This window comes from Pantoea septica (assembly GCF_002095575.1).
Lineage (GTDB): Bacteria > Pseudomonadota > Gammaproteobacteria > Enterobacterales > Enterobacteriaceae > Pantoea > Pantoea septica.
In genome coordinates this window covers 137,717-164,058 of the sequence record NZ_MLJJ01000004.1, presented here as the reverse complement: position 1 = coordinate 164,058, position 26,342 = coordinate 137,717, and the positions used below count along the sequence as shown (strand labels likewise).

Genomic DNA, 26,342 nt, shown 5'->3' with positions numbered 1-26,342 from the left:
CGGAAAATGGCGGTGAGGCGGGGATTCGAACCCCGGATGCAGCTTTTGACCGCATACTCCCTTAGCAGGGGAGCGCCTTCAGCCTCTCGGCCACCTCACCTTACGCGTTCTTCCGAACTGTGCGTCTGAACGTTGTATCTGCTCATCGGCACTGCGTGGCGCACATATTACTTTCCCGCACTTATAAGTCAAACAATTTTTCCCACCGATCGATCGTTTGCACAAATGACGCTCAACTGGCCTAATTTCCCGGCAAAAAGAGTGAATTATCAACAGTAAAAGCGGGCAGTAAAGAAAATATTCGCAAAGACGAAGCGGGGAAAAATAAGGCGAAGCAGGGAGATGAAGAGGGGAAATGGGGAAAAGCGGTCGCGCCTCGCACAATCCTGCGAGGCGCTGAATCCGTTAGTAACTCGTTTGCTGAGTTTTTTCGGCCTGAATGCGCTGATAAATCTCTTCGCGATGCACTGAGACCTCTTTTGGCGCGTTCACACCAATACGAACCTGGTTACCTTTCACACCCAGCACCGTTACAGTCACCTCATCGCCAATCATGAGGGTTTCACCAACTCGACGAGTTAGAATAAGCATTCTTTGCTCCTTGAAAGATTAAAAGAGTCGGGCTCTGTTTGGGCTCCCGGCATTATCCATCATTTAACGCTGCACATTGACTATGACAAATACATCAATGCACGTCGCTACGCCAATACATTCTGCTGATAGTTAGTTTAGCCGAAATACACTACATCGACCTGACTTTGTCATTACCTGATGCACATCGTATTAAAAAGCGCCGGACCCTCAGGCCCTGGCGCTTTTCACGATGCATTGTTCTGTTTCGTTACAGGCGGCTGCTGACCCAGTTTTCAACGCCCGCCAGTGCGCCTTTCAGCGCCTGCGCATCGGTGCCGCCGGCCTGCGCCATATCAGGACGCCCGCCGCCTTTGCCGCCTACCTGCTGCGCCAGCTCGCCCACCAGTTCGCCCGCTTTCACACGGTCCGTAAGATCTTTGGTCACGCCGGCAATTAACGACACTTTCCCTTCCGCTACGGTCGCCAGCACAATCACCGCCGAACCCAGCTGATTTTTCAGATCGTCTACCATGGTGCGCAACATCTTCGGCTCTACGTTGTTCAGTTCGCTAACCAGCAGCTTCACGCCTTGAATGTCGATCGCTTTACTGCTCAAAGAAGCGCTCTCAAGCGCAGCCTGCTGATCGCGCAGCTGCTGCAGCTCTTTCTCCAGCGAACGCACGTGATCGACCAGTCCGCGCACCTTGTCATTCAGATTGCTGCTGTTGGCTTTCACCAACTGCGCGATCTCGTTCAGCTGACTGCTCTGCGCATAAACCTGCGCCAGCGCGCCCTCGCCGGTTACGGCTTCGATACGGCGTACGCCTGCTGCCGTGCCGGACTCGCTCAAAATGCGGAACAAGCCAATATCGCCCGTGCGCGCTGCGTGGGTACCGCCACACAGTTCAATTGAGAAATCGCCCATGGTCAGCACGCGCACGCGCTGATCGTACTTCTCGCCGAACAGCGCCATCGCGCCCTTGCCTTTCGCCGCGTCAATATCCATCACTTCGGTTTCGACCGGCAGGTTGCGGCGGATCTGCGCGTTGACAATCTCTTCGACCTGATGAAGCTCCTGCGGTTTCATCGCCTCAAAATGAGAGAAGTCGAAACGCAGATACTTATCATTGACCAGCGATCCCTTCTGCGCCACATGTTCACCGAGAACTTCACGCAGCGCCGCGTGCAGCAGATGCGTTGCAGAGTGGTTCAGACGAATGCGCGCGCGGCGCGCTTCGTCGACCTGCGCCTCAACGCGATCGTTGATACGCAGATGACCGGCCGTCAGCTTACCGATATGGCCGATAGCCTGACCATATTTTTGTGTATCCTGAACGCTAAATTCAGCATTCTTCCCTTTAAGCTGGCCCGTATCGCCTACCTGGCCGCCAGACTCGCCATAAAACGGCGTTTCGTCCAGCACTACGACCGCTTCCTGACCTGCGGCCACTTCCTCTACCGCGACGCCGTCAACGTAGATTGCCTTCACGCTAGCCGCCAGATCGAGCTGGTCGTAGCCTTTAAAGGCGGAAGCCGCATCGATGCTGATGACGTTGCTGTAATCAGCGCCGAACCCGCTGGCCTCGCGCGCGCGCTGGCGCTGTTGCTCCATCGCTTTTTCAAAGCCGGCTTCGTCGATTTTCAGGTTGCGCTCGCGGCAGACGTCGGCCGTAAGATCGGCCGGAAAGCCGAAAGTATCGTACAGACGGAAGACGGTCTCGCCGTCCAGCGTATCGCCCTGCAGTTTGGCCAGTTCGTCGTCCAGCAGCGCCAGACCGCGCTCCAGCGTTTTCGCGAACTGCTCTTCTTCAGTTTTGAGTACTGTTTCCACCTGGCTTTGCTGACGTTTAAGATCGTCGCCCGCAGCGCCCATCACCTCGACCAGCGGGGCGACCAGCTTGTAGAAGAACGCCTCTTTCGCGCCCAGCATGTTGCCGTGGCGCACCGCGCGACGAATGATGCGGCGCAGTACGTAGCCGCGGTTCTCGTTCGACGGAATAACGCCGTCGGCGATGAGAAACGCGCACGAACGGATATGGTCGGCGATAACGCGCAGCGACTTGTTGCTGAGGTCAGTCGCGCCGGTGACGTTGGCTACGGCTTTGATCAGCTTGTCGAAGAGATCGATTTCATAGTTGGAATTAACGTGCTGCAGCACGGCGGAGATACGCTCCAGGCCCATGCCGGTATCGACCGACGGCTTCGGCAGCGGCAGCATGGTGCCGTCCGGCTGACGGTTGAACTGCATAAAGACGATATTCCAGATCTCGATATAGCGATCGCCATCTTCTTCCGGGCTTCCCGGCGGTCCGCCCCAGATATGATCGCCATGATCGTAGAAAATTTCGCTGCAGGGTCCGCAAGGACCGGTATCGCCCATCTGCCAGAAGTTGTCAGAGGCGTACGCGCTGCCTTTGTTGTCGCCGATACGAATAATGCGCTCGCGCGGCACGCCGATATCGTTGGCCCAGATGTCGTAGGCTTCGTCATCGGTCTCATAAACGGTGACCCACAAACGCTCTTTCGGCAGAGCGAACCAGGTTTCTCCCGTCAGCAGTTCCCAGGCATAGGCAATTGCCTCTTTCTTGAAATAGTCGCCAAAGCTGAAGTTGCCCAGCATTTCAAAGAAGGTGTGGTGACGTGCGGTATAACCGACGTTTTCCAGATCGTTGTGCTTGCCGCCAGCGCGCACGCAGCGCTGCGACGTGGTCGCACGCGAATAGTTGCGCTTGTCCTGCCCAAGGAAAACATCCTTGAACTGAACCATGCCGGCGTTGGTGAACAGCAGCGTCGGGTCGTTATTCGGTACGAGGGAGCTACTGGCTACAACCTGATGTCCCTTGCTATGGAAAAAGTCGAGAAACGCTTGACGGATCTCAGCAGTGCTCTTGCTCATATATATCCTGGAATCACGCTAACGAAAGTTCCGTCCGGCCAGACAAGCCGCATCTGCGCAGTTGTCCGTCTAGTGGAACAAAAAGTGGGAATAAGATAAATTTTCTTCACTGGGAAGTAAAACCCCGTGCGGCTTTCAGTCATCAAAATTTCTGAAAACGAGCTGAATATCCTCCATGAAAAAGCCTTTTGCCTGCAAAAAGCGCTGAACTTTGGCTTTTGCCTTCCATTCCGTGGGCAAAGGAAGGCCGAATTTGCGCTCCGCCAGCTGTGCGGCGCAGGCGCCCCAGTCAATCTCACAGGCTTCCATCGCCATGTCGATTTCTGGCCGCGCGATGCCTTTTTGTCCCAGCTCCAGCCGGATGCGCTGCGGGCCGTACCCTTTGCGGCTGCGGCTCTGGATAAAGCGCCCAGTAAAGCGCGCCTCATTAAGCCAGCCGTTTTCCTGGCACCAGCCGATCACTTTATCCAGCTGCGCGTCGGTAATGATTTCAGGGTCGTTCTGCTGGATAAAGGCCGCTCGCTGCACTGACTGTTGCAGCTTTCTGCGCAGTTCGGCCTCGCTGTGATCGCGCTGCGCCAGAATGCGCATAGCGCGGTCGAGCAGTCGCGGAAAAGCGATTTCCTTAGGTTGCGGTTGGTCAGTCATAGCGGTCACCTTGCTCAATCAGAAGGGAATTATGGCGGCAGAACGAGGGGGAAGAAAAGAGAGGGTCGTTAAAACGAAAAACGGGAGTGGATTGCCCACTCCCGTTACAGGGTTAGAAATCTTCGTTCGTCTCGCTGGCTGCGTCTTCCAACGCGCCTGCTGGCGCATCAGCGGCGCCCGCTTCGGCGTTCGCGCTGTTCAGCAGCATCTCACGCAGTTTAACGTCCAGCTCGTTGGCGATCGCCGGGTTTTCCTTAAGGAAATTGGTCGCGTTCGCTTTACCCTGACCAATCTTGTCGCCGTTGTAGCTATACCAGGCGCCTGCTTTTTCCACCAGCTTGTACTTCACGCCCAGGTCGACCAGCTCGCCGAAGGTGTTGATACCTTCGCCGTACATGATCTGGAACTCTGCCTGCTTAAAGGGTGCAGCGATTTTGTTTTTCACGACTTTAACGCGGGTTTCGCTGCCGACCACTTCGTCGCCCTCTTTAATCGCGCCGATACGACGGATATCAAGACGAACGGAAGCGTAGAACTTCAGCGCGTTACCACCGGTAGTAGTTTCCGGGTTACCGAACATCACGCCGATCTTCATACGGATCTGGTTGATGAAGATCAGCAGCGTGTTGGACTGCTTCAGGTTACCCGCCAGCTTACGCATCGCCTGGCTCATCATACGCGCCGCAAGGCCCATATGAGAGTCGCCGATCTCGCCTTCGATTTCCGCTTTCGGCGTCAGCGCCGCGACGGAGTCGACGATGATAACGTCCACTGCGCCTGAACGGGCCAGCGCGTCACAGATTTCCAGCGCCTGCTCGCCGGTGTCCGGCTGAGAGCAGAGCAGATTGTCGATGTCTACGCCGAGCTTCTTGGCATAAACCGGATCCAGCGCGTGTTCAGCATCGATAAAGGCACAGGTTTTGCCTTTGCGCTGTGCTGAAGCGATAACCTGCAGCGTCAGCGTAGTTTTACCAGAAGATTCCGGACCATAGATTTCAACCATACGGCCCATCGGCAAACCGCCGGCGCCCAGCGCGATATCCAGAGAAAGCGAACCGGTAGAAATGGTTTCCACGTCCATTGAGCGGTCTTCACCCAGACGCATGATGGAGCCTTTACCGAATTGCTTCTCAATCTGGCCCAGCGCAGCAGCTAAAGCCTTCTGTTTGTTTTCGTCAATTGCCATTTCTACTCCTGACTCATACGGGGGTAAGCACGCTACAAATGCCTGCTCGCTTTCTGTTGCCGCTAATTATACTGTATAGTCATACAGTATCAAGCTTAATTTGCCAAAAAATCGTCCTGTAATGTCTGTAGCGCAAAGGCGACGGACTGCCGACGTACCGCCTCGCGATCCCCTTGAAATTGCTGACGTTTCGCGACCACCTTTCCGCCTGGCGCCGCGAAGCCGAACCACACGGTGCCGACCGGTTTTTCCGCGCTGCCGCCGTCCGGTCCGGCGATGCCGCTGACTGATAGCGCATAGTCCGCCTGCGCAGCACGCTGCGCGCCCTGCGCCATCTCGCGCACCACGGCTTCGCTCACCGCGCCGTGCTGGGCAAGCGAAGCCGCGGCGACCCCCACCAGCTCCTGCTTGGCCTCATTGCTGTAGGTGACGAAACCGCGTTCGAACCAGGCGGAACTGCCGCTGATGTCGGTAAATACTTTGGCGATCCAGCCGCCCGTACAGGACTCGGCGCAGGTTACCGTCGCGCTTGCCGCCTGAAGGCGTTTGCCTATTGCCGCGCTTAAGCGCTGCAGTTCCAGATCATTCATCGCCACTCATCCTTTTAGCCCGGTTAAGAGAACATGGTGCAGAAGCGGGATATTTTCAACCCGTCCCGCACATTGCCTGCTCGCTTTGCGCAACGCCTCTCAGCGCGAAGTCCCCTTTTTCACCGCTACGATAAAAAGACGCGGGAAGGCGAGCAAAATGCGGCCGTCGGCGCGCGGCGGATAGGCCAGCCGCAACGCCTGATGATACTGCTCCAGAAAATACGGCCGCTCGTCAGGTTCCAGCGCGTTGAGAAACGGCCGTAGTCCGGTCGCTTTCAGCCACAGGACAATCGCCTGCGCATCGGGCATCACGTGATAATAAGTGGTGCGCCAGAGATCCACTTCGCAGCCCGCCTGCGCCAGCAAATCGTAATAACGCTCGCTGCTAAGCGGCTTTTCCCGCTCTACGTCGCCGATACGCTGACGCCAGGGATCGCAGGCGGCGATTTCGCGCATCAGACGATGCGAAGGCTCCTGCAGATTATCCGGCATCTGTATCGCCAGCGCGCCGCCGCTCTCCAGCTGACTCGCCAGCTGCGGCAACAGGCTGTCGTGCGCGTCAAGCCACTGCAGCGAAGCATTAGCATAAATTACCTGCTGCGGCTCAGCGGCGCGCCAGCGTCGAATATCCCTTTTAAGGAAAGTGCAGTGCGGTAGCCGTTCGCGCGCCTGCGTCAGCATCGCTTCGGAACTGTCCAGCCCGATAATCCGCGCGTCGGGCCAGGCGTGAGCGAGCAGCTCGGTGCTGTTGCCCGGACCGCAGCCTAAATCCGTGACGAAACGCACGTCGGTAACGGGAATGCGCGCCAGCAGCTCATGCGCAGGCCGCGTTCTTTCCGATTCAAACTGTCGATAAAGTTGGGGATCCCAGTCCTGCATCTTGAGCCTCTGTGTGAGTGAGTTTGAATACGCTGCGAAGCGGAAAAATGCGATGCGCTGCCCAATTTTACGCGCTGCGCTGGCAGAGCGTCACGCCGCGCATTAGGTTAAAACAGTGTTTCATTTTTCACGTTCAGGAGCGATTATGATCTCGCAACCCGCATTTTCCGGCGTGTGGTGCCCCTCCGTAACGCCTTTTACGCCGCAAGGAGAGCCAGATATCGACGCGCTGGGTCGCCACTTCGCCCGATTAAACGCGTCAGGCATTGATACCTTACTGCTGATGGGCAGCATTGGCGAATTTGCCTCACTGACGCAGCAGGAGCGATTGTTGCTGATTCGCGAGGCGCGACAGCTCTCGCCGCTCAGCATGGTCGCTAATATCTCCAGCACTTGCGTGCCGGATATGCTGGCGCTGGCCGAGGCCGCCTGGCAAAACGACTTCGACGCGGTGATGGTGCTGCCGCCCTACTACTACGGCCAGACGCCGCGTCAGCTGCTCAGCTACTTCCGCGCGCTGGATAAGCAGATCGGCGGCAGGTGGTTCGCCTATAATTTTCCGGCGCGCACCGGCTGCGATTTGACGCCGACGCTGGTCAGCGAGCTGGCGGCCGAACTGCCTAATTTCATCGGCATAAAAGATACGGTCGACTGCCTGTCGCACAATCGCGCGCTGATTGAGGAGACGAAAAAAGTGCGCGACGATTTCGCCGTGCTGTCCGGCTATGACGAATATCTGGTGCCGAACCTGCTGGCAGGCGGCGCGGGCGTGATTTCAGGCCTGAATAACATCGTACCGGAGCTGTTCGCCGCGGCGATGGAGGCGTGGCGCGAGCAGGATCTGAAGGCGCTGACGCGCATTCAGCAGCGCATCGGCAGGATGATGGCGATTTACGTCATTGGAGAGGATTTCGTCACTACCATTAAAACCGCGGTGTCGCGCCGGTTCGATTCGATGACCAGCCAGTCGCGCAACTACGAAGGCGCGCTGAGCGCAGAGCAGTGCGAGGCGCTCGACCGGCTGTTCGACTGAGGCGCTGACGCGGGCGCGACGCGCCCGCCTGCGTTATCCGCGCTTTACGAACTCCGATTTCAGCTTCATCGGGCCGAAACCGTCGATCTTGCAGTCGATATTATGATCGCCCTCAACCAGACGGATCCCTTTCACGCGGGTGCCGATCTTCAGCGTGGAAGAGCTGCCCTTCACTTTGAGATCTTTAATCACGGTCACCGTATCGCCATCTTCCAGCAGATTGCCGTTGGCGTCGCGCACCACAAGACGATCCGCAGTGCTTTCGCCTTCGCCCGGCGACCAGATATGACCGCAGGCGGGACAGTTGAGGTTGTCGCCATCCTGCCAGCTGTAATCAGCCTGACAAAGAGGACATGCGGGAAGTGATTGCATAACAGCTCCTGAAACAACAGATATGATGACGCCAGAGGGGCGCCATCATATACCCGCACTATTGATAAGGGCAACTATCAGAACATCGCGCCGCTGCGCGCTTTGCTAACCGCCTCGCCCAGTTGCCATACCGCCATCGCGTAGTGCGTGCTGTGGTTGTAGCGGGTAATGACGTAGAAGTTAGGCAGCCCGTACCAGTACTGATAGCTGGTGCCCATATCCAGACGCAGCAGGCTGACCTGATTATTGCCGTCGAGCGAACCTTGCGGAGAGAGGCCGGACGCCGCCAGCATCTGCGGCGTATAGCTGGTTTTGAAGCCGTTCTCCAGCAGCGGCGCCTGGCCGCTGGCGGGAACGGCGACGCCCTCTCCGCTGCGCCAGCCATGCTCTTTGAAGTAGTGCGCGACGCTGCCGATGGCATCCACCGGATCCCACAGATTGACGTGACCGTCGCCGTTGAAATCCACCGCATACTGCTGATAAGAAGAAGGCATAAACTGACCGTAACCCATCGCGCCGGCGAACGATCCCTTCAGATCCAGCGGATCGTCCTCTTCGTTGCGCGCCGTAAGCAGAAAGGTTTCCAGCTCGCTGCTGAAGTAGCTGGCACGGCGCGGATAGTTAAACGACAGCGTGGCGAGCGCGTCGAGAATGCGCGTTTTCCCCATGACGCGGCCCCAGCGCGTCTCTACGCCGATAATGCCGACGATGATCTCCGGCGGCACGCCGTAGACCTGCTGGGCGCGCGTTAAGGCGTCCTGATACTGGTTCCAGAAGGCGACGCCGTTCTGCACGTTGTCCGGCGTAATGAACTGCTTGCGATAGCGGATCCACGCGCCGTTGGGCCCGGCGGGCGGCGTATAGGCGGGCGCCTGACGATCCATCAGGCGCAGCACGTAGTCCAGCCGTTTCGCCTGGCCGATAACCGCATGCAGCTGCTGGCGGTCGAAGCCATGCTTCTCCACCATCTGGTCGATGAATTTCTCGGCGGCCGGATTACCGGCAAAGTCGCCGAGCACAGGCTGCACGGCGTGGGACTGTTCCAGCAGGAAGCCCCCTTTCGGCGCCGCCAGCGTAGCGGCCTGCGGCGCGGATTCAGGTTTACTGCTGCAGGCGGCAAGTAAGGCAACAAGCGGAAGCAAGGTGATCTTAAAACGCATTTGATATCCATAAGCATGCAGTGAAGGTAACCAATTATGGTAAACATTCACTCACGGAATAGACAGGGCGAAACGCAAAAATAGCGCCAGCGCATAGCTGTGAACTGGCGCGTGAAGCGCGGCAAACGGCTGCGCTGTTTCAGCGTCATCCTGCGGCACGGGACGCAAGGTTCGCAGAAAACAGCAGGTTATGCTGTACGCCGACAGCGATAAAGATAGAGTGCGTTCAGACCCTGGCGGTTAAGCCGGTTGCTTAAAACCGGCGTATCAAGGAAGAGGAACCGAAAACGATGAGCTATGACCTCTTATGCTGGTTGCTGCTGGCCGCCGCCGCGCTCTGCGTCGGCAGCTTTCTCAACGTGGTGATCTATCGCCTGCCGCTGATGGTGCTGCAGCCGCAGCCTGGATTCTCGCTGCTGGTGCCTCGTTCCCACTGCCCGCGCTGTAAAACGCCGGTGCGCGCAGGCGACTGCCTTCCGCTGCTCGGCTGGCTGCGGCTGCGCGGCCGCTGCCGCTACTGCAGCCATCTTATTTCATGGCGTTACCCGGCGATCGAGATCGCCGCGCTGGCGATAAGCCTGCTGCTTGCCTGGCAACTGCCGTGGAACGGCGCGCTGCTGGCGGCGCTGGTGATGAGCGGCTTTTTGCTGGCGTTATCGCTGATCGACCTGCGCGTCCAGCTGCTGCCCGATGCGCTGACGCTACCGCTGCTCTGGCTCGGGCTGCTGTTTCAGGCCCTGGGCGTTCTGCCGCGCAGCAGCCCGGCGGATGCGATTCTCGGCGCCGCCAGCGGCTATTTGCTGTTCCGGCTGCTGGCCTGGACCTGGCGTTTGTTCCGTCATCGGGAAGCGCTGGGCGGCGGCGACGCCCTGCTGCTGGCGGCGCTGGGTGCCTGGCTGGGCTGGCAGCCGCTTCCCCTGCTGCTGCTGATCGCCTCCTGCGCCGGTTTAAGCGCCGCGCTGCTGGCACGCCTTTGTATGCAGCGTCCGCTGCACCTGCCCTTGCCTTTCGGCCCCTGCCTGGCGCTGGCGGGCGAAGCACTGCTGCTGGATCGGCTGACGTCCTGCTACGGTTGAGCGCTTTTTGCGTAGCGTCTCGCAACGGTTCGCTGTCAGGCAGGGATCCGTTGGGCTTTTAGGGCGCAGCCTGATAACGTCATGCGCATTAACCCAGGTTTTCGCTAACGCGGGCGGCGCTCGCCTTATTCCCCCGCGGCCCGAAGCGCTTTTGTCCTGGCGTTGAAAAGCGGCAGCCTTGATGTTCAGCAGGCAACTTTTCATAATGGCTTTCAGACGCAGCTTATCTCACAGCCAGGGCCGCATTTTTCCGTGCATCCTCTCTGTTTTTGAATGGGTTGATCCCGTTGCATACGCCAGATCGCGCAGTCCGATGCAAGGCTTGCCCAATAACCGAATGATTTAAGAGCTAATTATTTATGAACAAATCAGTCGATAAGGACATCACCGCTCATACGCCCATGATGCAGCAATATCTGCGCCTCAAGGCAGAACACCCTGACATCCTGCTGTTTTACCGCATGGGCGACTTCTACGAGCTGTTCTATGACGACGCGAAGCGCGCCTCGCAGCTGCTGGAGATTTCGCTGACAAAACGCGGCGCCTCGGCGGGTGAACCGATCCCGATGGCGGGCGTGCCCTACCATGCGGTAGAGAGCTATCTGGCGAAACTGGTGCAGCTGGGCGAGTCTGTGGCGATTTGCGAGCAAATCGGCGATCCGGCGCTCAGCAAAGGGCCGGTTGAACGCAAAGTGGTACGCATCGTCACCCCGGGCACCATTAGCGACGAAGCGCTGCTGCAGGAGCGTCACGACAACCTGCTTGCCGCCATCGTGCAAAGCCCGCAAGGGTTCGGCTACGCCACGCTCGATATCAGCTCCGGCCGTTTTCGCCTGAGCGAACCGGCGGACGCCGAAACCATGGCCGCCGAGCTGCAGCGCACCAATCCAGCCGAACTGCTCTATCCGGAAGATCTGCAGGCGATGTCGCTGATTGACCAGCGTCGCGGCCTGCGCCGTCGTCCGCTGTGGGAATTCGAGATCGCGACCGCTCGTCAGCAGTTGAATATGCAGTTCGGCACCCGCGATCTTAATGGATTCGGCGTCGAGCAGGCGCATCAGGCGCTGCGCGCGGCTGGCTGCCTGCTGCAGTACGTGAAGGATACGCAGCGCACCAGCCTGCCGCATATCCGCTCGCTCAGCATGGAGCGGCAGCAGGACAGCATCATCATGGATGCCGCCACGCGCCGCAATCTGGAAATTACTCAGAATCTCGCCGGCGGCACGGAGAACACGCTGGCGGCGGTGCTGGATCGAACCGTGACGCCGATGGGCAGCCGCATGCTCAAGCGCTGGCTGCATATGCCGCTGCGCGACGCGCAGACGATCGGCCAGCGCCAGGATGCCATCGCCGAGCTTCAGCCGCTGAGCGATACGCTACAGCCCGTGCTGCGCCAGGTGGGCGACCTGGAGCGTATTCTGGCGCGTCTCGCGCTGCGTACCGCGCGTCCGCGCGATTTAGCCCGCATGCGTCACGCTTTTCAGCAGCTGCCGGAGCTGAACGCTCTGCTGGCCAACGTCGAATCGACGGCGCTGCTCCGTCTGCGCGCGCAGATGGGCGAGTTCACCGAGCTGCGCGAGCTGCTTGAAGCGGCGATTATTGAGGCGCCGCCGGTGCTGATCCGCGACGGCGGCGTTATTGCGCCGGGATACAACGCGGAGCTGGATGAGTGGCGCGCGCTGGCGGACGGCGCTACCGACTATTTGGACCGGCTGGAGATCCGCGAGCGCGAAAAGCTCGGCCTCGACACGCTCAAGGTCGGCTACAACGCGATCCACGGCTACTACATTCAGGTCAGCCGCGGCCAGAGCGATCATGTGCCGATTCACTACGTGCGCCGCCAGACGCTGAAAAACGCCGAGCGCTATATCATCCCGGAACTTAAAGAGTACGAGGATAAGGTGCTGACCTCGAAGGGCAAGGCGCTGGCGCTAGAGAAAAGCCTCTACGAGTCGCTTTTCGACCAGCTGCTGCCCCATCTGGAAGCGCTGCAGCTCAGCGCCGCCGCGCTCGCCGAGCTGGACGTGCTGAGCAACCTGGCGGAACGCGCCTGGACGTTGAACTACTGCCGCCCCACGCTGCAGCAGAAACCCGGCATTAAAATCGCCGGCGGCCGCCATCCGGTGGTTGAGCAGGTGCTGAAAGAGCCGTTTATCGCCAACCCGCTATCGCTAACGCCGCAGCGCCGCATGCTGATCATCACCGGCCCCAATATGGGCGGTAAGAGTACCTACATGCGTCAGGCGGCGCTGATCGCGCTGATGACCTGGATTGGCAGCTTTGTGCCGGCGGAAGAGGCGGTGACCGGTCCGCTGGATCGTATCTTTACCCGTATCGGCGCGGCGGACGATCTCGCTTCAGGCCGTTCGACCTTTATGGTGGAGATGACGGAAACCGCCAATATCCTGCATAACGCCACTGAAAACAGCCTGGTGCTGATGGATGAAATCGGGCGCGGCACCTCGACCTATGACGGCCTGTCGCTGGCCTGGGCGTGCGCGGAGAGCCTGGCGAACCGCATCAAGGCGATGACGCTGTTTGCTACCCACTATTTCGAGCTGACCACGCTGCCGGAGAAAATGGAAGGCGTGTTCAACGTTCATCTGGACGCGGTCGAACACGGGGACACCATCGCCTTTATGCACAGCGTGCAGGAAGGGGCCGCCAGCAAAAGCTACGGTCTGGCAGTTGCGGCGCTGGCGGGCGTGCCGAAAGAGGTGATCAAGCGCGCGCGCAACAAGCTGAAGGAGCTGGAGACGTTGTCGAACCACTCCGCCTCTTCGACTATCGACGGCTCGCAGCTACCGCTGCTGGTGGAAGAGAGTTCGCCAGCCGTGGAAGCGCTTGAAGCGCTGGATCCCGATACCCTGACGCCGCGTCAGGCGCTGGAGTGGATTTACCGACTGAAATCGCTCGTGTAGCGCACTCTGGCGGCAGGCCTTGCCGGCCCTGCCGCCGCTGTCACAGCAAAAAAAAAGCGGAGGCCCACGGCCACCGCTTCTTTGTGCTTACAACTTGTCAGTTACTCACGAAACAGCGCTTCAATGTTCAGACCCTGCGCCTGCAGGATTTCACGCAGACGACGCAGGCCTTCAACCTGAATCTGGCGTACGCGCTCGCGGGTCAGACCGATTTCGCGGCCCACATCTTCAAGCGTTGCCGCTTCATAGCCTAACAGGCCGAAACGACGCGCCAGCACCTCACGCTGCTTGGCGTTCAGTTCGAACAGCCACTTAACGATACTCTGCTTCATATCGTCATCCTGCGTGGTGTCTTCCGGACCGTTGTCTTTTTCATCGGCCAGAATATCCAGCAGCGCTTTTTCGGAGTCTCCGCCTAACGGCGTATCAACCGAGGTGATGCGTTCGTTAAGACGCAGCATACGGCTGACGTCGTCAACGGGCTTATCCAGCTGCTCCGCGATCTCTTCTGCACTCGGCTCATGATCGAGCTTGTGAGAGAGTTCACGCGCGGTGCGCAGATAAACGTTCAGCTCTTTAACAATGTGAATCGGCAGGCGGATGGTACGGGTTTGATTCATGATCGCCCGTTCAATCGTCTGACGAATCCACCAGGTAGCATAAGTTGAGAAACGGAACCCACGCTCTGGGTCAAACTTCTCAACGGCACGGATTAAACCGAGATTACCCTCTTCAATCAGGTCAAGCAGGGCAAGACCACGATTGCTGTAGCGGCGGGCAATCTTCACTACCAGTCGTAAGTTACTTTCAATCATGCGGCGACGAGAAGGAATATCGCCTCGTAATGCGCGGCGAGCGAAGAACACTTCTTCCTCTGCCGTTAACAACGGAGAATAGCCAATCTCCCCGAGATAGAGCTGCGTCGCATCCAAAACGCGCTGCGTCGCACCCTGTGACAACAACTCTTCTTCCGCTACGTCGTTATCACTGGGTTCGTTTTCAACAAGAGCCTTCTCATCAAAAACCTCAGCTCCGTTCTCCTCGAATTCCGCATCTTCATGTAACTCGTTTACTTTCAGCGTATTCTGGCTCATAAGCGGCTCCTACCCGTGATCCCAGGGCAGAACAGCAGGGTTCTGCCGGTTTATCGCTGCGGCAAATAACGCAACGGGTTTACGGATTTCCCCTTGTAACGAATTTCAAAATGTAATCTAACTGAACTGGTTCCGGTGCTACCCATGGTAGCGATCTTTTGCCCCGCCTTAACTTCCTGTTGTTCCCGGACCAGCATTGTATCGTTATGGGCGTAGGCACTGAGATAATCATCATTGTGCTTAATGATGATCAGGTTGCCGTAACCTCGGAGCGCGTTGCCTGCGTACACTACTCTTCCTGAGGCGGTAGCGACGACAGGTTGTCCACGCGAACCAGCGATATCGATTCCTTTATTCCCCCCTTCAGAGGCGGAGAAGTTATCGATAATCTTCCCATCGGTCGGCCAACGCCAGCTTCCAACCGGCGTCGAACTGTTCGTTGTACTGCTAACCGTAGGCGGTGCGGCAACCACGGGGGGAGCTGTTGTCGTTGCAACATTTGTCCCTCTCGACGGCAACAATTTGCTACCAGACGAGTTACCCGAATCATCAGAATACGTAATAACTGGTTGCTGTGCAACAGGCGCTGGTTTAATTTGCGGCGCGGTCGGAACGCCGCCCTGCGTTGCGTCGGCTGCGGTAATCGCATTGCCGCCCGTAATCGGCTGGCCGGAGCCGTTGCCAACCTGCAGCGTCTGGCCAACATTCAGGCCGTACGGGGCCTGCACGTTGTTGCGCTGCGCCAGATCGCGGAAATCGTTGCCGGTAATCCAGGCGATATAGAACAGCGTGTCGCCGCGTTTAACGGTATAGGTATCGCCGGCGTAACTACCTTTCGGAATATTCTGATAACTGCGGTTGTACACGATGCGGCCGTTTTGCGTCTGAACATTATCATTGCCGCTAATCATTGCACCGCTGCTGGGCGCGGAAGGTACAGTGTTGCTAATCATACCGCCCTGACGCGGCGTGGCAGGAACGCCGCCTGACGCGCTAAGCATGCCGCCGCTGCTGCCGTTATCTCCAACCTGGCTAATGGGTGCTTGTGTGTTGTCGCCTGAACTACAGCCTGCCAGCCAAAATCCAACCAGAGAAAGCGCCGCAAGGCGGCGTAACTGAAATATTGGGCTTCCCGTGCTCATTGTTCCCCCGTGATGGCAAACCTGAATAACGCTTCTTGCTAACGCACCAGCACAAAGCTCTGTGAGGCGTATTAAAGCCTGCGTATAACGCATGAAAATGGATAGTAACAAGATCAAAAGGATGGTGCTATGAAACAGTTGTGAAGAAATACGTAGGGTAAATCTCAGGCCAAATCGCCCTGCACCAGCGGAACGAACCGCACCGGCTCGATAGTTTCTTCTACTATATCGCCACCCTGGCGGCGCAGACGTTTCAGCACCTGCTGATCGTCGCCCACCGGCAGCACCATAATGCCGCCCTCGTCGAGCTGCGCAATCAGCGCAATCGGAATTTCCGGCGGCGCGGCGGTGACGATGATGGCATCGAAGGGACCGCGCGCGGGCCAGCCCTGCCAGCCGTCGCCGTGGCGCGTCGAAACGTTATGCAGGTCGAGCTGTTTAAGGCGGCGTTTTGCCTGCCACTGTAGTCCCTTAATGCGTTCGACGGAGTAAACGTGATCGACCAGATGCGCCAGAATGGCGGTCTGATAGCCGGAACCGGTGCCGATCTCCAGCACGCGCGAATGGGGTTGCAGCTCCAGCAGCGCGGTCATGCGCGCCACCATATAGGGCTGCGAAATCGTCTGCCCGGAACCGATGGGCAGCGCCACATTGTCCCAGGCCTTATGCTCGAAGGCTTCATCGATAAAACGTTCGCGCGGCACGTCCGCGATGGCCTTTAACAGGATCTCATCATGGATGCCCTGCTGGCGCAGCTGCGCCAGCAACGCTTCGATACGCCGGTTCACCATACGAGACTGACCTCCGACTTCTCAAGCCAGTCAATCAGCACATCCTGCGCGCTGTGCGCGGTGAGGTCCACATGCAGAGCGGTAACGGAGACGTAGCCCTGATCCACAGCGGCAAAATCAGTATCCGGGCCGGCATCAAACTTTTCGCCCGGCGGTCCAATCCAGTAAAGCGTATTGCCGCGCGGATCCTGCTGCGCGATCACCTGATCGGCGGGATGACGGCTGCCGCAGCGCGTTACGCGAATGCCTTTGATCTCTTCCAGCGGCAGATCCGGCACGTTGATATTGAGAATACGTCCGGTGCGCAGCGGCTCACGCGTCAGCGCCTGCAGCAGCGCGCAGGTGACCGCCGCCGCCGTATCGTAATGCTGCTGCCCGTTGAGCGATACCGCCAGCGCGGGCAGGCCGAGATGACGCCCTTCCATCGCCGCCGCCACAGTGCCTGAGTAAATAACGTCGTCGCCCAGATTAGGGCCGGCGTTAATGCCGGAAACCACGATATCCGGGCGCGGCTGCATTAGCGCATTGACGCCAAGGTAGACGCAGTCCGTTGGCGTGCCCATCTGCACGGCGATATCGCCGTTTTCGTGGGTAAAGGTGCGCAGCGGCGTCTCCAGCGTCAGGGAGTTGGACGCGCCGCTGCGGTTGCGGTCAGGCGCGACGACCTGCACCTCGGCGATATGGCGCAGCGCCTTTGCCAGCGTCTGAATGCCCGGCGCATGAATTCCGTCGTCATTACTCAGCAATATCCGCATCGTCACCTTCCTGTTGCAGAAGTTCCCGAATCACGCTGGTAGCGAAACTGCCTGCCGGCAGCCAGAACTGCATCTCCAGCGTGACGTCGTCCCACCAGTTCCAGCGCAGATCGCGCGGCACCACCAGCATCGCGCGCCGCGCCGCATCCACTCGCTCTCGCTCAAGCAGTGTAACCAATTCTGCTGCGCCCGCCAGAGATTGCTGCTCAAAGGCGAGCGCCTCTGCCTGCGGGCCCGGCTCGCCACGTCCCGGCAGCGGTGCGGTAATGCGCAGTTCATGAAGATCGACGCGGGTCTGCAGCTCGTTCAGCTCCTCCGCCTGCGCGACAAACCAGCTGCCGCGGCCGGTGAGCTGCAGCGCGTCTCCCTCAATCACCTGCGTTAGCGAGCCCTGCTGTTGCAGGCGCGCGCTGGTGACCTGATTAAACAGCGCGCTGCGCGCCGCCGAGAGGATCAGGCTGCGCTTGTTGCGATCGCGCAGGCTGATTTCGCCGCGCGCCCACTGCTGCGCCATGGTCAGGTTATTGCCGCCGCGGCCAAAGCGCTGCGTGCCGAAGTAGTTGGGCGCGCCGGCGTCGCGGATCAGCGCCAGGCGCGACTCCACCGCGTCGCGGTCGCTGATGTGGCGCACCACGAGACGAAAGGCGTTACCCGCCAGCGCGCCGACGCGCAGCTTGCGCTTGTGGCGCGTCGCCTCGAGAATATCGACCCCTTCCAGCGAAAAGCCGCTCAGGTCGGGCATCGCATTGCCCGGCATTCGGAAACAGAGCGTCTGCTCGGTCACCGCATGGCGGTCTTTCATCCCTGCGTAACTCATATCGCGCTGATGCACGCCAAGGAACTTCGCCAGCGCTTCCGCCACAAAACGGGTATTGGCGCCGGTTTTACGAATGCGCACCAGCAGATGCTCTCCCTCGCCGTCGGCGCCGTACCCGAGATCCTCCACCACCACGAAATCTTCGGGGTTCGCTTTGATCATGCCGCGCGCGGTCGGCTTGCCGTGCAGAAAAGCCATGTTCTCCAGCGTCATGCCGCATCCGCCTTCAGCAGCAGCGCGACCGCTTCGCAGGCGATGCCTTCGCCGCGGCCGGTAAAGCCCAGCTTCTCGGTAGTGGTTGCTTTGACATTAACCTGATCCATATGGCAGCCCAGATCTTCAGCGATATTGACGCGCATCTGCGGCACGTGGGGCAGCATTTTCGGCGCCTGAGCGATGATGGTGACGTCAACGTTGCCGATGCGGTAGCCCTTTTCCGCGATGCGTCGCCAGGCTTCGCGCAGCAGGCCGCGGCTGTCCGCGCCCTTATAGGCGGGATCGGTATCGGGAAACAGCTTGCCGATATCGCCCATCGCCACCGCGCCAAGCAGCGCGTCGGTAAGCGCATGCAGCGCTACGTCGCCGTCGGAATGGGCGAGAAAACCCTGCTCAAACGGGATCCGCACGCCGCCAATCACCAGCGGACCTTCGCCGCCGAAAGCGTGAACGTCAAAACCGTGACCGATACGCATCATGCGCTCTCCTTTAACTGAATCTGGGTTAAGTAAAATGCCGCCAGCGCCAGATCTTCCGGCCGGGTGACTTTGATGTTATCACTGCGTCCGCTGACCAGCAGCGGATGATAGCCGCAATATTCGAGCGCCGACGCTTCGTCGGTTATGGTCGCGCCTTCCGCCAGCGCGCGCGTCAGGCAGGCGGTCAGCAGCGGGTGAGGAAAAAACTGCGGCGTCAGCGCGTGCCAGAGATCTTCACGCTCGACGGTATGCGCCACGGCGGCGACGCCCGGCTCGCCGCGCTTCATGGTGTCGCGCACCGGCGCCGCCAGAATGCCGCCAACGCGGCTGGTTTCCCGCACCTGCAGCAAACGCGCGAGATCGTCAGGGTGCAGGCAAGGACGCGCCGCGTCGTGCACCAGCACCCAGTCTGCGCCCTGCGCGGCATGCAGCCCCGCCAGCACCGACTCCGCGCGCGTCTCGCCGCCCGTCACGCTGAGCACGCGCGGATCGCGCGCCACCGGCAGCGACGCGAACTGCGTGTCGTCCGGGCTGAGCGCCACGATCACCTGTTTGACTGCGGAATGGGAAAACAGACGCGCGATGCTGTGTTCCAGAAGCGTCTGCTGACCAATGGTCAGATACTGCTTAGGACAGGTCGCCTGCATGCGGCTGCCGATACCGGCAGCGGGCACCACGGCGATCACCCCCGCAGGGAGAGAGTGCATGTTCATGAGTTATCGTTGTTGGTTTTGCGCAGCCTGCGCGTTGCGTTTGTTCTGATCCGGCACCAGACGATAGAAGGTCTCACCGGGCTTAATCATGCCCAGCTCATTGCGCGCGCGTTCCTCGATCGCTTCTGAGCCGCCATTGAGATCGTCAATTTCGGCAAACAGCTGATCGTTACGCGCTTTAAGTTTGGCGTTGTTCGCCTGTTGCACCGCGACGTCGTCATTGACGCGCGTATAGTCGTGAATACCGTTTTTGCCCAGCCACAGCGAATATTGCAGCCAGCCGAGCAACACCAGTAGCAGTAACGTCAGTTTTCCCATCCCCGCCCCCTGAAAAACGGCCCAATCATCCCATAACTTTTCTTTCGACTCCACTCTGGTGGTTAAATAGCGGGGACAAAGAGAGGGGCAGTAAAGTTTCGTAACTAAACGCCAGATATTAACCAGGGCAATAAAGAGGGAAACGCAAACGATCCTACAGGCCGGTCAGCAAGCTAAATAACAGCCAGAAAAGCATAGCTGCGATAACCACCGTGACGAGAAAGGTCCAGATAAGGTGACCACGCAGCAGCACGCTAACGGCAACGCCGGTAAATACGCAGATCGGCAGCAGTGCCAGAAAGAAAGGCCAGGTATAAAGCAGCAGGAACAGCAGATTGGCGCCGTAAAATATAAAGGGTAAGGCGAGCGCCAGCGTCCAGGCGAGAAAACCCATTACGCCGGCAGGAAAAGGCTTTAACGCTGGCGGCAGGTTTCTATCCTCATGACAGGCGGGCAATGACGTCATGTTATGGTATTTAACTATCCTGTTCACAGGCATCTCACTATCTTCTTTTATCTGTGATGCTGTTGAATTGGCCTTTGATGATATCGCGCCTGTGCTGTAGATCGATCGGCTCCGCGCCGGATATTGTTACGAATTGTTCAGCGCGAAAGCGGTTCAGATAAACATCATGAGCATCTCATCAAGCCCATCAAATAAGAGACGCAATAGATTTTCTAAAAAAGGCGTCAGGGTTCGCATCAGCATTGAGAGCGACAGCATTCCTACGGTCAGGGTTAGCGGAAATCCTATTACGAAAATAGAGAGCTGAGGCGTCAGGCGATTCAGCAGCCCCAGCGCCAGGTTGATAGCCAGCAGTAGCGTTACAACAGGCAAGCCCAGCATTAGCCCATAACTGAAAATAATGCCCGCGTGCTCTACCAGAGCATAGAAGCCATCACGTAACAGCGGCGCATCATCAATCGGCAGGCGCTCAAAGCTTTGCACCACAATAGCTATCAGCCACAGGTGGCCGTTAAAGGAGAGAAACAGCAGCGTAACAAACAGATTAAGCAGGCGCGACAGCACCGGCATGTTTTGACCGCCGGCAGGATCGAAAAAAGTGGCAAAGGAAAGCCCCATCTGTAAGCCGATAATTTCGCCTGCGGTACGCACCGCCACAAACGCCATCTGAATAGTCAGGCCGATACTGACGCCAATAATTAATTGCTTCGCCCCTGTCCAGACGCCCGCAGCAGAGAAAACTGGAATAGCCACCGCAGGAAGCGATGGCGCGACCAGCAGAGTTATCAGCACCGCAAGCGCAATTTTGACCTTTTTGCCCGGCTGCTTTTCGCTGAAAACCGGCGCGGCGCTGAAGAGCGCCAGCAATCTCAGCCATGGCCAGAAATAATGATTAAGCAGTGCCTGGAGATCGGCCCACGCAATATTCATGCTATCTCACCAGCTGCGGCAGGCTAACAAAAAGATTGTGCATATAGTCCAGCAACAGGGTCAGCATCCAGGGCCCCAACAGCACCATGACCCCAACCAGTACCAGAATCTTAGGGATAAAGGAGAGCGTCATCTCATTGATCTGGGTACAGGCCTGCAGCAAACTGACGATCAGCCCACTGAAAAGGGCCGCCAGCAGCAGCGGTGCGGCGATCGTCAGGCCGATACGTATTGCCTGGAAGCCCAGTGTCATTACGCTTTCAGGCGTCATTGCTTACCCCTCAGAAGAAACTTTGTGCCAGCGATCCCATCAGCAGCTGCCAGCCGTCCACCAGCACAAACAGCATCAGCTTGAAGGGAAGCGAAATTGAGGCGGGCGGCACCATCATCATGCCCAGCGCCATCAGCACGCTGGCAATGACCAGATCGATGATCAGAAAGGGGATGAAAATGGTAAAACCGATTTGAAAGCCGGTTTTCAGCTCGCTAGTAACAAATGCGGGCAGCAGGATGCTCAGTGGAACGTCTTGCTGCGTGGCAAAGGTCTCCTTATGCGCCAGACGGGTAAAAAGCGCCAGGTCAGCTTCGCGCGTCTGCTTCATCATAAAAGCGTGCAGCGGTTTTACGCCGGTCTCAATCGCCGTTTGCATGGTAATTTTGTCCTGCGACAGCGGCAGCCAGGCATCATCATAAATCTGGCTAAACACGGGCGACATCACAAAAAAGGTGAGGAACAGTGCCAGTCCCAGCAATACCTGATTGGGCGGCGATGAAGCGGTGCCAAGCGCATTGCGCAGCAGCCCCAGCACAATAATGATTCGGGTAAACCCCGTCATCATCAGCAGTGCTGCAGGCAACAGCGTCAGTGATGTCAGTAGCACCAGCGTCTGGAGCGATAAAGTCCAGTTTTGACCATTGCCCATCTGGCCTAACACGATATCGCTGTTGGCCGCGACAGCGTAGCCGGGCAGCAGCAGTGACGAGACCGCCAGCGCCAGGCGCGCGGCGCCAGCGCGGACATTACGTATTTTCACGATTTGTCCCCAGAGCGGTGACGTTGCATAGCCGCCTTTATCAGCGATGAAAACGCGTTTGGCGATGCCGGCGCAGAGAAGGTGTCATCGATGACGGTTTTTTCAAACTGTGACAGCAGGTTGATATGATGTGCCGTTACGCCCAACACCAGACAGTGCTCTCCCGCCTCCACCACCACTACGCGTTCTTTTTGTCCGACAGGTACACTAGCCCTGACTGCAAGCAGTCTGCTGCTTTTACCTTTTGGCGTACCAATGCCCAAAAAAGGCGCAACCTTGACAACCACGATGGCCAGCAGCAGTACCAGTGCCAGAGCGCCGCCCAACGTAAGTAACAGCGAGCCAGCGACAGGCTCGGAAGGAGTTTGGATCAAGGGTTGTTGCAGCGTGTTCATTATCGGCTCAGGCGTTGCATGCGTTCAGATGGCGTAATAATGTCCGTAATACGTATGCCAAATTTATCGGAAATGACCACTACCTCTCCCTGAGCGATGAGAAAATCATTAACCAGAATGTCCAGGGGTTCGCCCGCCAGGCCATCGAGCGCCACGACAGAGCCTTGACTCAGTGCGAGCAGCTCTTTGATCGTCATTTTGGTGCGACCTAGCTCAACGGTGATCTTGACCGGAATATCCAGAATCAGATTAAGATCTTCGGCAAAATTATGTTGATTACCGCTTGCAGAGGCAGTGAACTGTTCATTCAGTGCCTCTCCCCAGAGTTCGTCTGAAGCAGCGCCGTCAGCGCCAGACGAAGATTTGGTATCGCTCATCGAGACGTTACTCCTTCTTTAAAGACATGAGGGCCGCGCTGATTAATTTCTCAACCTTGAGCGCGTACTGATTATTCACTGCACCGTATTTGCCGGTCAGTATGGGAACACCATCAACTTTGGCTTCGACGTATTCAATTTTATCGAGCGGGATGACGTCCCCTTTGCGTAGCTTGACGATTTGCGACAGTCGCAACGAGGTTTCAGCAAACTGCGTCACGAGTTCAAGCTCGGTTTCTTTCACCTGATGAGCCAGTATTTTGCGCCACGCTGAATCTTCCTGGCGGGTGCTCTCTCTGGGCGGGTTAGTGAGTAATTCACGCAAAGGCTCTATCATGCTAAATGGAATACAGATATCGAATTCGCCGCTGTGCGCGCCGATATCAACATAAAAAGGCGTTGTGACCACAATATCGTTAGGCGAGGAGGTAATATTGGTAAATTTCACCTGTATCTCTGCCCTGACGTATTCGGTTTGCAATTTAAAAATAGAACTCCAGGCATAGTCATATGCCTCCAGAGCCATTTTCAACATCCTGTTAATAACGCGCTGTTCGGTTGGGGTAAATTCCCGGCCTTCAACTTTAGTAGGAAAACGACCCTCGCCGCCAAACAGGTTATCTACTGACATGAAGACAAAATTTGGCGAAAAAACAAAAAGCGCGGTGCCGCGTAACGGATGCATGTGCACTAAATTCAGGTTGGTCGGCACAGGTAAATTACGTGCAAACTCGTGATAGGGCTCAACTTTAATATTGCCAACCGTAATATCAGGACTGCGACGCAAGAGGTTAAACAACCCGATACGGAACTGGCGAGCAAAGCGCTCATTAATAATTTCCAGCGAATGAAGTCGTTCACGTACTACCCGCCGCTGGGTATTGGGATCGTAGGGTTTGATCGTTTCTTCGCTAAACCCAGATACGCCTTCACCCGGCGCACTGCTTCCACCGCTTAACAGGCGATCAATTTCATCCTGAGACAAACTGTTGGCAGACATAACATTTACCGTATGATAAAGGCATTAAATAAAACATCAGTGACGTTGGCACTTTGCTCAGGAGATAGCGGCTGACGGATAACCTCTTTGATTTGATTAATTAGCCGCACTTTGTCTGCATCACCCGATAACTCCCTTGCCTTTTGTTGGCTCAGCACCACTAACAGTCGGCTGCGCACCTCTGGCATGAACTGCTCTATCAGGGATTTTGATTCCTCATCAGCGAGACGCAGCGTTAAGCCAATATATAATACACGGTCTTCTTCATGCTCATCGGGTTGCAGGCTAACGGTAAAAGTTTCCATGGGTAAATAGACAGGAATAACAGGCTCATTTTTTTTCACCTCTTCCTTTTTTTCCACAGGATTCAAAGAGGCTTTAACCTCCTTCATTTCATACCAGGTATAAGCGGCCATTGCGCCGGAAAGCAGCGTGATAATCGTAAGCAGTAAAACAAGCAGCGGCTTTTTTTTCTTGCCTGCTTGCGCTGAAGCATTTTCTGATGACATGGTTAATTTAATCCTGACGTAAAACATCCAGCGTTAATTTTCTGGATGTTGTATAAGGCAGCTATGTTAATACAGACCGCCTCCGAAACAATTTGCGGATAAGCAGAAATTAGTGTCACTAACTCAAGCTCTAGCCCAGCCATCAGGCAAATATATTAACGCCGCCCGTCAGGACCACTCTGCTTGCGCTGAGAGGCGCTTCTCCCTCTATTTCTGGCGCTGCATGCCCTTCTGGCGTCAGGGAACGGTTCAGCTGGGTTTCCTGCCGGGAGGAGGCGTCCGAGTGCTGTTGCGATGCCTGGTTCCAGGCGGAAGCGTCACTGCCAACACTACTCTGCCCTAACGTAATACCTGATTCATCCAGCAGGGTACGCAAGTGCGGCATTGCCGCTTCCAGCGCGGCTTTGACCTGATGGTTGCCGGTGACAAAATGAAGTTGGGCCTGATCGTTATTAAGACGCAAATTGATTTGCAGCGCCCCCAGCTCTTTAGGGTTTAAGCGCAGCTCCGCATTGTGTATACCGTTACGTGTATAAAGCATCAACTGCTGTCCCAGCTCCTGCTGCCAGGCGGCGGTGCCCGGCGTTTGATGCAATGAGCCAGCGACGCTAACGCCGGATGCCGGTACGCTATGAGACACCTTCGCAGTCAGCGGAGCGACAGGCTCGATGAAACTGACGCTGTCATTCTGTACTGGCTGATGGTGGGTAATTTCGCCGTCTGTCGTCAGGTTTTTCTCCACGGCAGGGGATGACGCCGGGATAGTTACAGAAGGCGTGGCACCGGGTTCAGCCTGAGCACGTGGTGCGGGCGTCGCGCGCTCCGCTACCGCCGCTACGGCAGGGTACGGTACTTTTGCGGGTGTGCGATCGACAGGCAGCATAAGGCTCTTTTCTACTGGCGTATCTGACGCCTGCGTGACCAGCTGCCCGGCCGTTGATAACGGCGCTACGCGCTCTGAAGCCGGCGTACTCTTTATGGACTGGGCGGCATCGCTATGCCCGGAGTGGGTGTCCGATGAGGAGGATGCCGGAAGTGATAACGCAGCAGCCTCTTTTTCCGCTGCCGCTGCGGTAACCGCAGTCACGTCTGCGGTCGTGGTTGTGGTTGTGGTTGTGGTCGTGGTCGTGGTCGCTGACGCAATCGTGGAGGTAGCCCATTCAGGCCCTCTCTTAATGTTGGTATCCAGGACTGCCGTGTCCAGGGCTGCCGTATTCAGGGCTGCCGTATTCAGGGTGGCCGTAGTAACGGATATTGACTCATTCGAAATCAATGATAACGTCTGCGGCGCACTCTGCTGGGGCTGAACAGGCGTCATTGACGGAGGAAGCAGCAGCCCCCCTGTTAAAGCAGGCCCTGTATCCGTTGCCGGGTGCCTGCTTTTACGCTGCGGTTTGTCCATGCCAGGCGCCATTTTTTCCTGAAGCGTGGTGGCAAAACTGCTCTCGGGTTGCTCTGCATCAGCCTGGCTTGTTTTAGCCGATGGCTCAGCTAAGTGTGGCAAATTCTGGATAATCATAATCCCTCTTTTTTCATGCTGGCACGCTGGGCAAACTCATCCATCATTTTTTGCTCCTGTCGGGTTTGCTTAAGTGCCGTAACGGCATCAGCGCGCTCTTTTAACGTCGTGAAGGCGTTGAAACGTTTTTTATCGTTGCGCCAGGTGGCCAGGGAGCGTGAAACAGCCTGCTCACAGGCCCTAACGTGCCCTTGATGCTGTTTTGCCGCCTCCTCCAGAGAGCGTATAAAAGCGCTGTAGTTGAGCAAGTGCTGAACCGGAACACTTTTCGTAACGGCGCAATTCTGCAACTGCTGACGATACTCTCGTTCATAACCAAGCAGCTCATTATGCTGCCGGAGTGCGTCCTGATGCGCCTGCCGGGACTGCCCCAATGAACGAGTCGCCTCATCCAGCGTCTGCTCGGCAAGATTGCGTAATACATCCATTGGAGAATGATTAGCCATTAAATAC

At 57.4% G+C, this 26,342-nt stretch carries 29 protein-coding genes and 1 tRNA gene; 3 read left to right on the top strand and 27 right to left on the bottom strand.

The features are described from left to right. Window positions 1-7: 7 nt before the first annotated feature. From HA46_RS03630 to tam, 7 genes are all read right to left on the bottom strand, one after another. Window positions 8-100, bottom strand: a tRNA-Ser gene (locus tag HA46_RS03630). Between the two features lie 305 nt (window positions 101-405). Continuing rightward, complete coding sequence (gene csrA, locus HA46_RS03625; protein WP_004155916.1) at window positions 406-591, bottom strand: carbon storage regulator CsrA; 186 nt, start codon at window positions 589-591, stop codon at window positions 406-408. 250 nt (window positions 592-841) lie between these two features. Next, a complete protein-coding gene (alaS, locus tag HA46_RS03620) occupies window positions 842-3,469 on the bottom strand; it encodes an alanine--tRNA ligase (protein ID WP_084882199.1) in 2,628 nt (875 codons plus the stop codon). A 135-nt stretch (window positions 3,470-3,604) separates the two neighbouring features. Then, on the bottom strand, window positions 3,605-4,117 hold the full coding sequence (locus HA46_RS03615) for a regulatory protein RecX (RefSeq protein WP_084882198.1): 513 nt from the start codon (window positions 4,115-4,117) through the stop codon (window positions 3,605-3,607). Between the two features lie 112 nt (window positions 4,118-4,229). Beyond that, window positions 4,230-5,303, bottom strand: a complete 1,074-nt coding sequence (gene recA / locus HA46_RS03610; protein WP_084882197.1) for a recombinase RecA — start codon at window positions 5,301-5,303, stop codon at window positions 4,230-4,232. 95 nt (window positions 5,304-5,398) lie between these two features. Continuing rightward, window positions 5,399-5,893: a nicotinamide-nucleotide amidase gene (gene pncC / locus HA46_RS03605; RefSeq protein WP_033752054.1), complete on the bottom strand. Its 495-nt coding sequence runs from the start codon at window positions 5,891-5,893 to the stop codon at window positions 5,399-5,401. A 99-nt stretch (window positions 5,894-5,992) separates the two neighbouring features. Beyond that, a complete protein-coding gene (tam, locus tag HA46_RS03600; RefSeq protein ID WP_084882196.1) occupies window positions 5,993-6,772 on the bottom strand; it encodes a trans-aconitate 2-methyltransferase in 780 nt (259 codons plus the stop codon). A gap of 145 nt (window positions 6,773-6,917) precedes the next feature. Between tam and HA46_RS03595 the strand changes: the two genes are divergently transcribed. After that, window positions 6,918-7,805, top strand: coding sequence for a dihydrodipicolinate synthase family protein (locus HA46_RS03595; protein WP_084882195.1), 888 nt, complete (start codon window positions 6,918-6,920; stop codon window positions 7,803-7,805). Between the two features lie 33 nt (window positions 7,806-7,838). On the opposite strand, the gene HA46_RS03590 is transcribed toward HA46_RS03595, so the two are convergent. Beyond that, window positions 7,839-8,177 (bottom strand): zinc ribbon domain-containing protein YjdM, encoded by a 339-nt coding sequence (locus tag HA46_RS03590; RefSeq protein WP_033752063.1) that lies wholly within the window; start codon window positions 8,175-8,177, stop codon window positions 7,839-7,841. A gap of 77 nt (window positions 8,178-8,254) precedes the next feature. Beyond that, the gene (gene mltB, locus HA46_RS03585) at window positions 8,255-9,337 is read right to left on the bottom strand and encodes a lytic murein transglycosylase B (protein ID WP_084882194.1); all 1,083 of its coding nucleotides are present in this window, start codon (window positions 9,335-9,337) and stop codon (window positions 8,255-8,257) included. 290 nt (window positions 9,338-9,627) lie between these two features. On the opposite strand from mltB, the gene HA46_RS03580 reads away from it, so the two are divergent. Together HA46_RS03580 and mutS are read left to right on the top strand one after the other, a co-directional pair. Further along, window positions 9,628-10,413 (top strand): prepilin peptidase, encoded by a 786-nt coding sequence (locus tag HA46_RS03580; protein ID WP_033791987.1) that lies wholly within the window; start codon window positions 9,628-9,630, stop codon window positions 10,411-10,413. A 359-nt stretch (window positions 10,414-10,772) separates the two neighbouring features. Next, the gene (mutS, locus tag HA46_RS03575; RefSeq protein ID WP_084882193.1) at window positions 10,773-13,334 is read left to right on the top strand and encodes a DNA mismatch repair protein MutS; all 2,562 of its coding nucleotides are present in this window, start codon (window positions 10,773-10,775) and stop codon (window positions 13,332-13,334) included. A 101-nt stretch (window positions 13,335-13,435) separates the two neighbouring features. Here the strand turns inward: mutS and rpoS are convergent, their stop codons facing one another. The 18 genes from rpoS to fliJ form a co-directional block, all read right to left on the bottom strand. Further along, the gene (gene rpoS, locus HA46_RS03570; protein ID WP_048783701.1) at window positions 13,436-14,428 is read right to left on the bottom strand and encodes an RNA polymerase sigma factor RpoS; all 993 of its coding nucleotides are present in this window, start codon (window positions 14,426-14,428) and stop codon (window positions 13,436-13,438) included. Between the two features lie 50 nt (window positions 14,429-14,478). Continuing rightward, entirely contained in the window at window positions 14,479-15,570 is a 1,092-nt protein-coding gene (gene nlpD, locus HA46_RS03565; protein ID WP_033791991.1) for a murein hydrolase activator NlpD, read from the bottom strand. Window positions 15,571-15,734: 164 nt separating this feature from the next. After that, entirely contained in the window at window positions 15,735-16,361 is a 627-nt protein-coding gene (locus tag HA46_RS03560; RefSeq protein ID WP_084882192.1) for a protein-L-isoaspartate(D-aspartate) O-methyltransferase, read from the bottom strand. Continuing rightward, window positions 16,355-17,116, bottom strand: a complete 762-nt coding sequence (gene surE, locus HA46_RS03555) for a 5'/3'-nucleotidase SurE (protein ID WP_033791995.1) — start codon at window positions 17,114-17,116, stop codon at window positions 16,355-16,357. The genes HA46_RS03560 and surE overlap by 7 nt, the downstream gene beginning before the upstream one ends. Continuing rightward, a complete protein-coding gene (truD, locus tag HA46_RS03550) occupies window positions 17,097-18,146 on the bottom strand; it encodes a tRNA pseudouridine(13) synthase TruD (RefSeq protein WP_084882191.1) in 1,050 nt (349 codons plus the stop codon). Before truD ends, surE begins: the two co-directional genes overlap by 20 nt. Continuing rightward, a complete protein-coding gene (ispF, locus tag HA46_RS03545; RefSeq protein ID WP_033792059.1) occupies window positions 18,143-18,625 on the bottom strand; it encodes a 2-C-methyl-D-erythritol 2,4-cyclodiphosphate synthase in 483 nt (160 codons plus the stop codon). The genes truD and ispF overlap by 4 nt, the downstream gene beginning before the upstream one ends. Then, entirely contained in the window at window positions 18,625-19,341 is a 717-nt protein-coding gene (ispD, locus tag HA46_RS03540) for a 2-C-methyl-D-erythritol 4-phosphate cytidylyltransferase (RefSeq protein ID WP_084882190.1), read from the bottom strand. Before ispD ends, ispF begins: the two co-directional genes overlap by 1 nt. Before the next feature lie 3 nt (window positions 19,342-19,344). Continuing rightward, window positions 19,345-19,659, bottom strand: a complete 315-nt coding sequence (ftsB, locus tag HA46_RS03535; RefSeq protein ID WP_033752087.1) for a cell division protein FtsB — start codon at window positions 19,657-19,659, stop codon at window positions 19,345-19,347. A gap of 154 nt (window positions 19,660-19,813) precedes the next feature. Then, window positions 19,814-20,152: a DUF3561 family protein gene (locus HA46_RS03530; protein WP_376746389.1), complete on the bottom strand. Its 339-nt coding sequence runs from the start codon at window positions 20,150-20,152 to the stop codon at window positions 19,814-19,816. A gap of 126 nt (window positions 20,153-20,278) precedes the next feature. Next, entirely contained in the window at window positions 20,279-21,055 is a 777-nt protein-coding gene (gene fliR, locus HA46_RS03525; RefSeq protein WP_033792001.1) for a flagellar biosynthetic protein FliR, read from the bottom strand. A 1-nt stretch (window position 21,056) separates the two neighbouring features. Continuing rightward, entirely contained in the window at window positions 21,057-21,326 is a 270-nt protein-coding gene (gene fliQ, locus HA46_RS03520; RefSeq protein ID WP_084882189.1) for a flagellar biosynthesis protein FliQ, read from the bottom strand. Between the two features lie 10 nt (window positions 21,327-21,336). After that, complete coding sequence (gene fliP / locus HA46_RS03515; protein ID WP_376746390.1) at window positions 21,337-22,053, bottom strand: flagellar type III secretion system pore protein FliP; 717 nt, start codon at window positions 22,051-22,053, stop codon at window positions 21,337-21,339. 32 nt (window positions 22,054-22,085) lie between these two features. After that, a complete protein-coding gene (fliO, locus tag HA46_RS03510) occupies window positions 22,086-22,484 on the bottom strand; it encodes a flagellar biosynthetic protein FliO (protein WP_084882188.1) in 399 nt (132 codons plus the stop codon). Further along, window positions 22,484-22,861, bottom strand: coding sequence for a flagellar motor switch protein FliN (gene fliN / locus HA46_RS03505; RefSeq protein ID WP_084882187.1), 378 nt, complete (start codon window positions 22,859-22,861; stop codon window positions 22,484-22,486). Before fliN ends, fliO begins: the two co-directional genes overlap by 1 nt. A 7-nt stretch (window positions 22,862-22,868) precedes the next feature. Next, window positions 22,869-23,861 carry a flagellar motor switch protein FliM gene (gene fliM / locus HA46_RS03500; protein ID WP_084882186.1) on the bottom strand — a complete coding sequence of 331 codons (993 nt, stop codon included), beginning with the start codon at window positions 23,859-23,861 and terminating at the stop codon, window positions 22,869-22,871. Between the two features lie 5 nt (window positions 23,862-23,866). Then, entirely contained in the window at window positions 23,867-24,370 is a 504-nt protein-coding gene (gene fliL, locus HA46_RS03495; protein WP_084882185.1) for a flagellar basal body-associated protein FliL, read from the bottom strand. A gap of 142 nt (window positions 24,371-24,512) precedes the next feature. Next, window positions 24,513-25,889: a flagellar hook-length control protein FliK gene (locus tag HA46_RS03490; protein ID WP_244277498.1), complete on the bottom strand. Its 1,377-nt coding sequence runs from the start codon at window positions 25,887-25,889 to the stop codon at window positions 24,513-24,515. Next, window positions 25,886-26,335 carry a flagellar export protein FliJ gene (gene fliJ / locus HA46_RS03485; protein WP_084882184.1) on the bottom strand — a complete coding sequence of 150 codons (450 nt, stop codon included), beginning with the start codon at window positions 26,333-26,335 and terminating at the stop codon, window positions 25,886-25,888. Before fliJ ends, HA46_RS03490 begins: the two co-directional genes overlap by 4 nt. Between the last annotated feature and the right edge of the window lie 7 nt (window positions 26,336-26,342).